Origin of the sequence: Flavobacterium ustbae (assembly GCF_003946915.1) — a bacterium.
GTDB classification, from domain to species: Bacteria; Bacteroidota; Bacteroidia; order Flavobacteriales; family Flavobacteriaceae; genus Flavobacterium; species Flavobacterium ustbae.
Window position 1 is genome coordinate 54,102 of sequence record NZ_RPOC01000003.1, and the last position, 12,083, is coordinate 66,184.

Sequence of the window (12,083 nt, forward strand, 5' to 3'; positions counted from 1 at the left end):
ATTTTGAAAAAGTTTTTAAACTGTAATAAACTTCTGTTGTTTTTTAATAGACATTTTATTTAAGTTTGCTAATAAAATAGATTTCTATAATTTAATTTTTTTTAAATGACTAATTCACAAGAAGGTAAAAAACAATCATGGGATGGTATGTTTTATAGCATTCAAAGAATAGACTTACTCATAATCTCAATTTGTGGAGCAGGAATATATGTTTGTTTAGAAACAATTAAATATTTGGCTTCTACTAAAACAATATGTGAATGCCTTTATTTAATTAAATTTTCAGCATTTTTCTTCTTAATAGGGATAATCCTTAATTTGATATCTCAGCAATTTGGTTACAAGGCAAATCAACAAAGTTACCTTATGTATGATTGCGAAATTGAAATTGAAGAAACTAAAACTCAGAGTAATCGAGACGAATTGATGGCAAAGCTAGAATGTGATAAAAATAACTATGATAAAGAATCGGAAAGATTTTCAAACCTAACAACAACGCTAAATTATACAAGCATGGTTTTTATGTTTTTAGGTTTGATTTTTACTTTCATATTTTTTATAGTTACCTTTTAGGAGGTCTTGGTACTCCTTTTTGCTCTAAACCTCTATCAGGATTAGGTCTTGGCTGTGGTCTTGGCTGTGGTTGTGGTCTTTGCTGCGGTTTTTCTTTATCTGACATCTATAAATTAGTTAGTTTTTTGAAATATAAACATACGATTTTTATTACTTTAAATAAAATTAGTTTGCAAAAAAAAAACATCTATTCTAAAAGATAAACCCGACAGGTTTTTAAAACCTGTCGGGTTTGTTATTTATGTTAAATCAACTTGAAACCTGAAACCTCTAACAAAAATCTCAATGAGGAAGTTTATCCTTAATCAATCCATAAAACCAAGTTCCAGCAATAGCACTTAATAAAGTAACAATAATTACCGTTGCGCCAGTTCCAATCTGCGCGAAAAGTGGCCCAGGACAAGCTCCAGTAATTGCCCATCCAAAACCGAATAATAATCCGCCGTAGATTTGTCCTTTGCTGAAAGTCTTTGGCTGAATTTCTATTTTTTCTCCGTCAAGAGTTTTAATATTGAATTTTTTAATTAATTGAACTGAAATTAATCCAACAAAAACAGCACACCCAATTACACCATACATGTGGAATGATTCAAGGTTAAACATTTCCTGAATTCTAAACCAGCTGATGATTTCTGCTTTTACGAATACAATTCCGAAAAAGATTCCAACGATTAAATATTTTAGGTTTGCGAATGCATTTTCTTTTTTCTGACTTGCGTTGATTCCTTCGCCATCTGTATTTTTATTTTCTAAACTCATTTTTGAAATTTTAAAGTGAAAGAATAAAAGGTAAAATCAAAAGTGCCATTATAAAACCGCCAATCATAAAACAGATTGTTGCTGCTAATGAAGGCCATTGTAAATTTGATAATCCCATAATCGCATGTCCGCTCGTGCATCCGCCCGCGTAACGTGTTCCGAAACCAACCAGAAATCCGCCTACAACAATCATGATAAATCCGCGAAGCGTTAATAAACTTTCCCAAGAAAATAATTGAGCAGGAACTAAACCGCTGTGATCTGTGATTCCGTAAGTCGCTAATTTGGCTACTAATTCAGGAGCAATTTCAACCGGATTTGGATTAGTCAGGAAATAAGCAGCAATAAAACCACCAATGAAAATTCCAAAAACAAAAAATAAATTCCAACTTTCTTTTTTCCAATCGTATTTAAAAAACGAAATATTTGAAGGAATGCAAGCCGCACAAATGTGGCGAAGCGACGAACTAATCCCAAAAGATTTATTTCCGATAATTAATAAAATTGGAACAGTCAATCCAATCAACGGACCCGCAACATACCAAGGCCAAGGTTCTTTAATGATTTCTAATATACTCATAATTAAAATTTTTTTTTCAAAACCATATAAGTGATATAAGTAATTTTAAGCTGATGTGTAGAATTCTTATATGATCTAGTTAATATAAGCGATTGAAATTACGCCCCAACTAAAATGAACTTACATGACTTATATGGTGAAAATATATTACGCTTTTAAAACTTTGCTTTGGCAGACAAAATCTGATTTTGGAACATTTGTTTTTGAAATTGCTCCGAAGCCGCCTTCTACTTCAGAGAAGTTTCTAAAACCTCTTGCTTGTAAAATAGAAGCAGCGATCATACTTCTGTAACCTCCGGCGCAATGCAGGTAAAAATGCTCATTCGGATTAATATCTTTTACCCAGTCATTAATATAAGCCAAAGGTTTGCTGTACGCTTCGTCTATATGTTCTGCTTCGTATTCGGTTTCTTTGCGAATATCAACCACTTTATCTTCGCCGAATTTAAAATCATTTGCAAATTGCTCAGCAGTGATTCGGTTTACGGTATCAATTTCGAAACCTGCCTTTTGCCAAGCTTCAAAGCCACCATCTAAATGACCTATAATAGTATCAAAACCAACACGGCTTAAACGAGTCACCGTTTCTTCTTCCATTCCAACGGTTGTAACCAGAATAATAGGCTGTTTTACATTAGCAATCAAAGTTCCAACCCATGGAGCAAAATCACCATTGATTCCGATATTAATTGACTGTGGAATAAATCCTTTGCTGAAATCGGCAGCGCTTCTTGTATCTAGAATTAATGCTCCAGTTTCTTCTGCAACAGCTTCAAATTCTGTTACATTTATGGCTTTCATTCCGTTGTGAAGAACCGTTTCAAAACTCTCGTAGCCTTGTTTGTTCATCGCCACATTCATGCTGAAATAGGCTGGAGGAGGCAGTAAACCGTCTGTCACTTCTTTTATAAATTCTTCTTCGGTCATATTAGCGCGCAAAGCATAGTTTGTCGCTTTCTGATTTCCGATAGTAGAAACAGTTTCTTTACTCATGTTTTTTCCGCAAGCGCTTCCCGCACCATGCGCAGGATAAACGATTACATCATCGGCCAAAGTCATGATTTTATCTCTTAACGAATGATATAAAATTCCCGCCAATTGATCTTGTGTCATTCCCGCCGCTTTTTGAGCTAAGTCCGGACGACCGACATCGCCAATAAATAAAGTATCTCCAGAAAAAATAGCGTGATCTTTTCCGTTTTCATCAATTAACAAAAAAGTAGAGCTTTCCATAGTATGACCCGGAGTATGCAAAACTTTTATGGTTATTTTTCCAATTTTAAATTCCTGTCCGTCTTTTGCAGAAACACAGTCAAATTCGCAGGCAGCATTTGGACCGTAAACAATTGGCGCTCCGGTTTCTTTACTTAAATCCACATGTCCAGAAACGAAATCGGCGTGAAAATGTGTTTCAAAAATATATTGCAGCTTAACTCCGTCACGTTCCAAACGATCCAAGTAAGGCTGGGTTTCTCTAAGCGGATCAATAATGGCCGCTTCGCCATTTGAAGTGATATAATAGGCACCTTGTGCTAGGCATCCGGTGTAAATTTGTTCTATTTTCATGATCAATATTGTAAAATGATGGGATACAAAGGTAACTTTGTTTTTTAATAAATTGGGTGACTAATGTTACAGAAATTAGGTTTTTGTGTAAAAAAATAATTTTACCATCTAAGTAATATAAGTTCATTTTAGATTGGCTAAAATTATTATGGTCTTAAATTTTCTTATTTCACTTATATGGTTAAAAAACTACGTAATTTTGCTTTTTTCCTAAAACCATAAAAATGAATACACAGGATTTATTAGATCAAATTGCTTTTATAAAAGAAATTGATAAGGTAAAATACATTCAGCGTAAGACCAAATTATTCAATAGCGATCGTTGCGAGAATGACGCCGAACACAGTTGGCATTTAGCGCTTATGGCAATTGTTCTCGCAGAACATTCTAACGAACCAATTGATGTTTTGAAAGTCGTAAAAATGGTTTTGATTCATGATATTGTAGAAATCGACGCAGGCGATGTTTTCATTTATGATACCGTAAAAAATCATTCGAATACCGATGAAGAACGTTTAGCCGCAAATAGAATCTTCGGACTTCTGCCAGAAAAACAAAAAGAAGAATTTATTTCCATCTGGGAAGAATTTGAAGCTGGAGAAACCAACGAAGCCAAATTTGCCAAATCGATGGACAGATTAGAACCTCTTTTGCAGAACACCTCCAACAACGGCGGAACATGGAAAGAGTTTGGAGTGAAATACGATAAAGTCTACGAAAAGAAAAGCGTTATAAAAAATGGCTCAAAATCAATCTGGAATTACGCCGAAGGTTTAATTAACGAAAGCGTTGAAAAAGGAATTTTAGAGAAATAAAAATTTCACCATATAAGTTATATAAGTCCATTTTAGTTTTGCGCAAAAATTATATTTACTTATATCACTTATATGGTTTAAAAAATTAAAATAAACTCTTTTTTTAGGACGTTAATTCGGGTTTTAATGGGTAAATTTGTGGAACTTCATAAACAAATTACCTTATGGAAGAAATGCTCTTTTATGACCGAATGCAGTTCGCGTTCACCATTACTTTTCATTATCTTTTTCCACAACTTACAATGGGTCTTTCGCTCATCATTGTGTACTTCAAGTGGAAATTTCTAAAAACTAAAGACGAACAATACAATCACGCCACCCATTTTTGGATGAAAATCTTCGCTCTCAATTTTGCGATGGGCGTTGTAACGGGAATTCCGATGGAGTTTCAGTTTGGAACCAACTGGGCCAAGTTCTCCGAATTAACAGGTGGAATCATTGGTCAGACTCTGGCAATGGAAGGAATGTTTTCGTTTTTCTTAGAATCTTCCTTTTTAGGAATCTTTTTATTTGGAGAAAAACTTCTCGGACATAAATGGCATTTTGTAACCGGATTGTTAATCATGATTGGTTCTTGGGCCAGCGGATATTTAATTATTGCAACACATTCTTGGATGCAGAATCCTGTGGGTTATGAAATTTTGGAAAACGGAAAATTTGTGCTTACTAATTTTAAAGCTTTGTTTCTAAATCCATGGCTTTGGCCTTCTTATTTGCATAATCAAGCTGCTTCTTTGGTAACGAGTTCATTTGTCGTTGCGGGAATTGGCGCTTTCTATATTTTGAGTAATAAAAATGTTTCGTTTGGGAAATTATTCCTTAAAACAGGCGTTATCTTCGGATTAATTTCGAGTGTAATCGTTGCAGTTCCAACAGGAGATTTATTGGCAAAAAATGTAGTGAAATATCAGCCTGTTACTTTTGCCGCTATGGAAGGAATTTTTCATACTGAAAAAAAAGGTTCAGAAATTGTTTTAATTGGTCAGCCCGATGTAAAAGACAAGAAACTAGACAATAAAATTGCCGTTCCTAATATTTTAAGTTTCCTGACTTACGGAAACTGGGATCAGGAAATTAAAGGTTTAGATCAGTTTGAAGAAGATCTGCACCCAACTAATATTTCGGGATTGTATTATGCGTATCATATTATGGTCGGACTCGGAACTGTTTTTATTGGATTGATGGTGATTTCGCTTTTTCAGTTAGTTAGAGGAAAATTATTCCAAACCAAATGGATTTTATGGTCGCTAATGTTCATGATGCCGTTTCCGTACATTGCCAATACTACAGGATGGTACACAGCAGAATTAGGAAGACAGCCGTGGCTGGTTTACAATTTATTGCGAACAGCAGAAGGGGCTTCGCCAACAGTTTCTTCAGGAAATACCTTATTTACTTTATTGGGTTTTATCGGTTTATACCTTTTACTCGGAATGCTGTTTTTGCTTTTAGTTGGAAAAATTATCAATAAAGGACCGCATAAAGTGGAACTTTCAACAGAAAAAATATAAGTATGGAATTTTTTTGGTACGTAGTTTTAATGGGAATTCTAGCTGTCTATTTGGTTTTAGACGGCTATGATTTTGGTGCAGGAATTATTCATTTATTTTTTGCCGATACAGAAAAAGATAAAAAAGCAATTACAAGTGCCATTGGTCCGTTTTGGGATGCCAATGAAGTTTGGCTGATTGCAGCTGGAGGCGTTTTGTTTTTTGCTTTTCCGACTTTATATGCTTCTTCTTTCAGCGGATTTTATTTGCCTTTAATCATGATTTTATGGCTTCTGATTTTCCGTGCAATTGGATTGGAAATGCGCGGACAAATTCATAACCACATGTGGGAAGCCATTTGGGATAAAGCTTTCGGGATTGCGAGTTTACTTTTGGCTTTGTTTTTCGGAATCGCATTAGGAAATATTGTTCGCGGCGTGAATCTCGGAATGGTGCAAAATGGCGTTTCCACACAAGAAGCACATTATTTCTTTCTGCCTTTATGGAATCCAACTTTTAGTCCGCAGGCCAATGAATTGGGAATTATCGATTGGTTTACACTTTTCTTGGGAATTGTGAGCGTTGTCGCTTTGACGATTCACGGCGCAAACTGGATTATTTATAAAACGAATTCGTCTTTAAATGAAAAACTTAAAAAAGTAGTTTTTGTATTGAATATTGTCCTTTTGGTTTTGGTGTGTATTTCGTTGCAAATTTGGCATTTTATTGAACCAAAACCATTTCACAATTTTGTTGAAAATCCGATTTTATGGTTTTTTCCGATAATGACGTTTGTTGGAATAATAGGTTTATTCAAAGTGCGTTCCTTCAAAAAAGATGGGCACGGATTTGTATTTTCAACCTTGTTTCTCCTTGGCGGATTCGCTTCTACAGCGGTTTCTATTTTTCCAAATGTTTTGCCTTCAACTAATAAAGTAAATCCGTCGTTGACGATTTACAATACCGCCGCTCATGCATATGGTTTAAATGCAGGTTTGAGCTGGTTTTTTGTGGCTTTAGCTTTAGTTATTGTTTATTTTATTATTCAATATCGCGTTTTCAGTGGGAAAATGGATGATATTGGGTATGGGGAACATTGATTTTTTTGATAGCCACGAATTCACGAATTTTATTTTGATTAAATGATTCTGATTATTGAATTTTTATAGTTGAAAATAACACGAATTGTTATCTTAATATAGAATGAATTGCCTCCAGTTTTAACTGGAGGTTTTTTGATTAAATTCGAATTGGGCTTTAGCCAAACTTCACAATTTTGGCTAAAGCCTTTTTTGTATACATTTGTTAACCTCCAGCTGAAGCTGGAGGCAATTCAAAAAAATATTATGAATGTAAATCGAGGTATTTTTTAATTCTAAAAACATTGATTTAATTATGATAAACTTATTCAAACAAAAAACAAGAGCAAAAGATATTGCTTTGTTAGAATTGAAAATAGCAGAATTAATTGCGCCAGAATTCCCAAAAATAAAGGATTGTTTGTGGAAAGGCGGATTGAAAATTGATTTTTCAAACATCGGTATTCTAATAGACTGGAAATCGTACATTCTGAAAGAAGGTGAAGACGTAATAAGATGTAAACCGAATTATTTTGAACTATCAGGAGTATATCTTGTCGAGAAAAATAGTCAAGAACTAAAAGAAATTAAATTAATTTACCAAAGTAATCGTTTAAGGGAAATTAAAGTTGAAAATCCTAAAACTTTTCATAAGGATTTTGATTTTAATTCTTTAATTAAAAAAGATTTGAAGACTAGAAATATTGAAGTTGACAATCCAGATGCTAGAATTGTAGCAAAAATTTTAGAAGCTTTGAGTAAAGAACAAAAAGGATTTCTAGAATTAGAAGATACTTTTGAAATAGAAATAGATGAGAAGTTTTATTATACTATTTTGGATATGGAAGATGGAAACTATATCGCAATTGATAAAAAAGGAAAAGTTTATAGATTGATTCATGATCATAAAGAAAGTGCGAAACAGATTGCTGTAAATTCAAGTGAGTTTCTGAAAAATTATAAAGGAATAAAATCAGATTTAAATATTTATTTTGTGTGACCTTAAATTTGGCAAAATTGATTTAAAACGAAAAACTTCTAATTATCAAAATTGCGTTAGAGATAGGAGCGGTATCTCCCGATTTAGAAAAACAAGGCTTTTTAGCTGTAGTTTTTGTTAATCGGGAATTTAGCGGATAGTCCGTTCGCCGCGGCGAAAACGCCCAAATTAATCTTCTGAATTAATTTATTTTCTAATAAATAAACATAAGATAACTTTTATAAAAGATTTAATTACAACTTATAGTTATATTCTATAATGCTGATTGTAAGAAAAAAAGGAAGTTAATGCTTAATATTGCGTATCTAAGAATTTTTCCCCCTAAGAATTTTTAGAAATTGATTTTTACCAAAAAATTAAATCTATTTTTACCTACTAATTATTATGCCTTTAACAATTTTTTCCGACAAGGTTAGATTTCGTTACAAATCTAAGAATTGGCAGTATCAGTTTGATGAAATTAAAGAACTAGGACTGCTTAAAAAAAAGAGAAAATATTTTCTTGAAAACGGCGCTTTTATAGCCGTAACCATTGCCACATACTACTGTATGATATTTTCCAACTTAATGGACTTATATTATATTATTCCGGCGCTTTTATGTTATACTCTTATTATCATTGCCCGGTTTGGTAATAAGGCAGAGTTTGTATATTTTATTTTTGTTAAAGATATTTACCAAAATGAAATAAGAACTAAAATTGCTCCAGAAGACCGTGCATTGGTTGGTAAGCAGATTGATTATTATTTAGATCTTCAGTTTGAACGCAGTATAAAGAGAACTGCTTAAGAAAAATCAGAGATGTTTGTATTTGATGTTTTCCATTATGATATTTTGTTCATAATGGCAACTCGGATATACGGTTACTTTATTGCCAGAAAGAAAAAAAAATTAACAAAACGCTATGTGATATTTTCATTTTGCAGTAGCTTTATCCATACCCAAAAATAAGTATAGTTATGCCGTTATAATGTAACGGTTGGCTGTTTTGACTATACATGACCCCAAATCAGAAACAAAAATTATGGCCGCAACAATTAAAAACAAGATTAGAAACATTAGAGAATTAAAAAATTACACTCAGGAATATATGGCAGAAAGATTAGGCGTAACTCAGGCGGGTTATAGCAAAATCGAAAAAGGAAAAACTTCTCTGAGTTATGAAAAACTAGTTGAAATAGGCAGAATATTAGATGTAAGTGTAGAGGATATCATTACTTTCGATTATGACAAATATTTTACTAATTATAATAAAATAACAGGAAATAATAACGGAAGTATTATGATAAATACAGATAGCACTTCTATTCTGAAAGAGCTTTATGAAGATAAGATTCAATTGTTGGAAAAACTCTTGAATAAAACCGAAATAGAGCTTAGCCGTTATAAAAATAAATTTGGAGAGCTTTGAAAGTTTTAGTTTCATCTTTGTCAAAGTATAAAACTTTGACAAAGATTACTCTACAAGTAAAAACTAAATTCAAAAGTATTCAAATTAAAAAGCACATTGCGACGCTTTTAAGTTTTAAAACAAAACTTCTTTTGCAATGATGTAAAATCCCATAATGAGAACAAACCATCCAAAGAGAGGTTTTAATTTTGCGCCATCAATTTTTTTAGAAAGCTGGCTTCCAATAAACATTCCGATTAAGGCCATTGCTGAGACGCTTAACAAGAAAGTGTAGTTTATAGGCGTTCCGATATACAAATCGCCAGCAAAACCTATGGTTGAATTAATAGTAATGATTAATAATGAAGTCCCAACAGCTTGTTTCATAGGTAGATTGGCAAAAAAAAGCAAGGCAGGAATAATTAAAAATCCGCCGCCAGCGCCCAGAAAACCCGTTACAATTCCAACCAAAAAGCCAATAAAACTGAGTTGTGAATAATTGGTTTCGACTGACTTTATTTCGGACTGATTTTTTTTAATCATCGAAATAGCCGCTGTAATCATAAGGATAGAAAAGATAATCATGATCAGAAAATCTTTTGAAACCGTATAAGAGGCAACAGAAAATAATGTTGCAGCAATTTGCGGAAATATAACTTCACGAATTATTAAAATCGATATCACAGATGGAAAAGCAAAATATAAAGCTGATTTCAGTTTCAGATTTTCCATTTTATAATGGCTGTAACTTCCAAACATGGCGGTTATTCCAACAATAAAAAGAGAATAGGAGGTTGCCTGATCTGGATTTACTTTAAACAAATAAACTAAAATAGGAATAGTTAGAATAGAGCCGCCACCGCCAATTAAGCCAAGTGTGATTCCGATTATGATGGAGGCAAAATACCCTAAATATTCCATTGCATTTGTTTTGATGCAAAGTTGCTTCGGAAATTAGAAACCTACAGTAACATTTATCACAGAAGAGTTTTTTCCGCCACGAATTCACGAATTATTTTTTGAAGCCGAAATGCTTGTCGGTTCCCGACTCCGCTCAAACTGACAGAAGTTTTTTGTTTGCCACGAATTTCTCGAATTTTACTAATTTTTTTATGATGTCGAAAATTAGTTTGTGTTTTTGTCACATTGAGCGAAGTCGAAATGCTTTGTCGGTTCTCCGCTCGAACTGACAGAAGTAAAGTTTTTAGCCACAGATTAAAGGGATTGTTAGGATTTTTTTCTACTTCTAAATAAAAATCAGTTTAATCTTTTTAATCTGTGGCAAAAAAAAGTTTAGAATTAGTGAAATTTAGCGCAACAAATAATTAGTGCAATTTGTGTAATTCGTGGCTAACAACTATTTCAATAATTCAATTTGGTTTCGGTTGAGTTTTACCAAACCGCGCTGTTCCATTTTTTTGAGTAAACGAGAAACTACTTCACGCGAAGTATTAAGTTCTGTTGCAATTTCCTGATGCGATAAATTCACTTCAGAACATCCGCAGGCATCAGAATGTCTTTTTAAGTAAAATTCTAACCTTTCATCCATAGAGCGGAAAGCGATATTATCAACGACTTCGAGAACTTCTTCAAAACGGCTTCGGTACGTTTCAATTACAAATTCGTACCAAGAACGATGCTCCATCATCCATTTGTCCATCAATTGCAGCGGAATCATCATTACGGTCACTTCTTCGACAACTTTGGCCATAATCTGGCTTTTTTCGCTTTTAGCGGTACAAATCATCGAGATAGCACAGGCTTGACCAGGCTGCAAATAATACATTAAAAACTCGCCTCCGTCTTCGCCTTCGCGATAGATTTTGATTTTTCCTTTAATAATCAAAACAGTATTTTTAATGTACTGTCCGGTACGCATTAAAACTGTTCCGGCTTCAAAATCCTGAAGACTTCCGTTTTCTTCAATAGTAGCAATAAGTTCGTGGGAGAAATTTGGAAATATATTTTTTAAGGAATGTTGCATTTGTTCTTTTTTTGTTGCCATGACCCGAGTGATAACGAACGGGCGAAGCAATTACACAAATTTTCACCAATTGATTTAGTGTCGGTTTCTGAATTTTATGGCAAAAAATATTTTAAAATTATTTATTCTTTTTTATTCTAATACATCAATTTCAAAAAAGTAATTTGTGAATTGTGTAATTGCTTCGCCCGTTCGTTATCACTCGGGTCGTGACGAAAAAAAATCAAAATCGAATTAAAAATTGTATTTATTTACAAAGATAATGGTTTGAAATTGGAATAATTGTTATAAAACTGGATTTAAGATTAATTTTGTATAAATTAAAAAATCCTATTTTCTATCGATTTTGTAGGCTGAATTTTTAAAAATAGTAACTAAATTTGTAAATCACTGATTATAATACTTTCTCTAAAACGTTTTCTGAGAATAATAATCGAAATCGCATTTGGTACGTTTTTTATAAGAAGAAACGTCGTAATTTTACAAAAACACATTTTATTATGAATTTATCACAAGAAGATTGGGTTGCTCAGTTAGAAGCTGACGAAAATGCCGTTATACTGGACGTAAGAACAGCAGACGAATTTAATGATGGCTACATTGAAAATGCTCTAAATATTGATATTAATAAAGGGCAGGGATTTATTTATGAAATTGAAGAATTAGACAAAAATAAAAATTATTATGTATACTGTCGTTCTGGGGCAAGAAGTGCAAAAGCTTGTCAGGTTATGAACGAATTGGGTATAGAAAATGCTTACAATCTGCTTGGAGGAATCCTGGATTGGGAAGGCGAAACAGTACAACCGTAAGTTGAAGAAGAGGCACACAAAAGCCTCTTTTTTAT

Annotated in this window: 13 protein-coding genes; 8 read left to right on the top strand and 5 right to left on the bottom strand. The window is 33.2% G+C overall.

All coding sequences use genetic code 11. From position 1 onward, the window contains the following. Positions 1–105 precede the first annotated feature (105 nt). Positions 106–573, top strand: a complete 468-nt coding sequence (locus tag EG814_RS05995) for a hypothetical protein (RefSeq protein WP_125719920.1) — start codon at positions 106–108, stop codon at positions 571–573. Positions 574–855: 282 nt separating this feature from the next. Here EG814_RS05995 and EG814_RS06000 read toward each other — a convergent pair whose 3' ends face one another. The 3 genes from EG814_RS06000 to EG814_RS06010 form a co-directional block, all read right to left on the bottom strand. Then, positions 856–1,332, bottom strand: a complete 477-nt coding sequence (locus tag EG814_RS06000; protein ID WP_125719922.1) for a DUF6691 family protein — start codon at positions 1,330–1,332, stop codon at positions 856–858. 10 nt (positions 1,333–1,342) lie between these two features. Then, positions 1,343–1,906: a YeeE/YedE family protein gene (locus tag EG814_RS06005; protein ID WP_125720424.1), complete on the bottom strand. Its 564-nt coding sequence runs from the start codon at positions 1,904–1,906 to the stop codon at positions 1,343–1,345. Positions 1,907–2,059: 153 nt separating this feature from the next. Beyond that, positions 2,060–3,478 carry an MBL fold metallo-hydrolase gene (locus EG814_RS06010; protein WP_125719924.1) on the bottom strand — a complete coding sequence of 473 codons (1,419 nt, stop codon included), beginning with the start codon at positions 3,476–3,478 and terminating at the stop codon, positions 2,060–2,062. 224 nt (positions 3,479–3,702) lie between these two features. Between EG814_RS06010 and EG814_RS06015 the strand changes: the two genes are divergently transcribed. The 6 genes from EG814_RS06015 (at position 3,703) to EG814_RS06040 (ending at position 9,273) form a co-directional block, all read left to right on the top strand. Further along, positions 3,703–4,293, top strand: a complete 591-nt coding sequence (locus EG814_RS06015; protein ID WP_125719925.1) for an HD domain-containing protein — start codon at positions 3,703–3,705, stop codon at positions 4,291–4,293. Between the two features lie 164 nt (positions 4,294–4,457). Continuing rightward, complete coding sequence (locus EG814_RS06020; RefSeq protein ID WP_125719927.1) at positions 4,458–5,804, top strand: cytochrome ubiquinol oxidase subunit I; 1,347 nt, start codon at positions 4,458–4,460, stop codon at positions 5,802–5,804. A 2-nt stretch (positions 5,805–5,806) separates the two neighbouring features. Next, entirely contained in the window at positions 5,807–6,883 is a 1,077-nt protein-coding gene (gene cydB / locus EG814_RS06025; protein WP_125719929.1) for a cytochrome d ubiquinol oxidase subunit II, read from the top strand. Positions 6,884–7,178: 295 nt separating this feature from the next. After that, positions 7,179–7,862, top strand: a complete 684-nt coding sequence (locus EG814_RS06030) for a hypothetical protein (RefSeq protein ID WP_125719931.1) — start codon at positions 7,179–7,181, stop codon at positions 7,860–7,862. 384 nt (positions 7,863–8,246) lie between these two features. Beyond that, a complete protein-coding gene (locus tag EG814_RS06035; protein ID WP_125719933.1) occupies positions 8,247–8,651 on the top strand; it encodes a hypothetical protein in 405 nt (134 codons plus the stop codon). A 235-nt stretch (positions 8,652–8,886) separates the two neighbouring features. Then, complete coding sequence (locus tag EG814_RS06040; RefSeq protein ID WP_125719935.1) at positions 8,887–9,273, top strand: helix-turn-helix transcriptional regulator; 387 nt, start codon at positions 8,887–8,889, stop codon at positions 9,271–9,273. Between the two features lie 114 nt (positions 9,274–9,387). Here the strand turns inward: EG814_RS06040 and EG814_RS06045 are convergent, their stop codons facing one another. Further along, positions 9,388–10,173, bottom strand: coding sequence for a sulfite exporter TauE/SafE family protein (locus EG814_RS06045; RefSeq protein ID WP_125719937.1), 786 nt, complete (start codon positions 10,171–10,173; stop codon positions 9,388–9,390). A gap of 436 nt (positions 10,174–10,609) precedes the next feature. Next, positions 10,610–11,236, bottom strand: a complete 627-nt coding sequence (locus EG814_RS06050) for a Crp/Fnr family transcriptional regulator (RefSeq protein WP_125719939.1) — start codon at positions 11,234–11,236, stop codon at positions 10,610–10,612. 500 nt (positions 11,237–11,736) lie between these two features. Here EG814_RS06050 and EG814_RS06055 point away from each other — a divergent pair, with 500 nt between their 5' ends. Beyond that, complete coding sequence (locus EG814_RS06055) at positions 11,737–12,048, top strand: rhodanese-like domain-containing protein (RefSeq protein WP_125719941.1); 312 nt, start codon at positions 11,737–11,739, stop codon at positions 12,046–12,048. Positions 12,049–12,083 lie beyond the last annotated feature (35 nt).

Bases quoted from the DNA above. Each gene is read 5' to 3' on its own strand.
- EG814_RS06015 (WP_125719925.1), top strand. From the start codon at position 3,703: ATGAATACACAGGATTTATTAGATCAAATTGCTTTTATAAAAGAAATT.
- EG814_RS06045 (WP_125719937.1), bottom strand. From the start codon at position 10,173: ATGGAATATTTAGGGTATTTTGCCTCCATCATAATCGGAATCACACTT.
- EG814_RS06050 (WP_125719939.1), bottom strand. From the start codon at position 11,236: ATGCAACATTCCTTAAAAAATATATTTCCAAATTTCTCCCACGAACTT.
- cydB (WP_125719929.1), top strand. From the start codon at position 5,807: ATGGAATTTTTTTGGTACGTAGTTTTAATGGGAATTCTAGCTGTCTAT.
- EG814_RS05995 (WP_125719920.1), top strand. From the start codon at position 106: ATGACTAATTCACAAGAAGGTAAAAAACAATCATGGGATGGTATGTTT.
- EG814_RS06035 (WP_125719933.1), top strand. From the start codon at position 8,247: ATGCCTTTAACAATTTTTTCCGACAAGGTTAGATTTCGTTACAAATCT.
- EG814_RS06020 (WP_125719927.1), top strand. From the start codon at position 4,458: ATGGAAGAAATGCTCTTTTATGACCGAATGCAGTTCGCGTTCACCATT.
- EG814_RS06010 (WP_125719924.1), bottom strand. From the start codon at position 3,478: ATGAAAATAGAACAAATTTACACCGGATGCCTAGCACAAGGTGCCTAT.
- EG814_RS06055 (WP_125719941.1), top strand. From the start codon at position 11,737: ATGAATTTATCACAAGAAGATTGGGTTGCTCAGTTAGAAGCTGACGAA.
- EG814_RS06030 (WP_125719931.1), top strand. From the start codon at position 7,179: ATGATAAACTTATTCAAACAAAAAACAAGAGCAAAAGATATTGCTTTG.
- EG814_RS06000 (WP_125719922.1), bottom strand. From the start codon at position 1,332: ATGAGTTTAGAAAATAAAAATACAGATGGCGAAGGAATCAACGCAAGT.
- EG814_RS06040 (WP_125719935.1), top strand. From the start codon at position 8,887: ATGGCCGCAACAATTAAAAACAAGATTAGAAACATTAGAGAATTAAAA.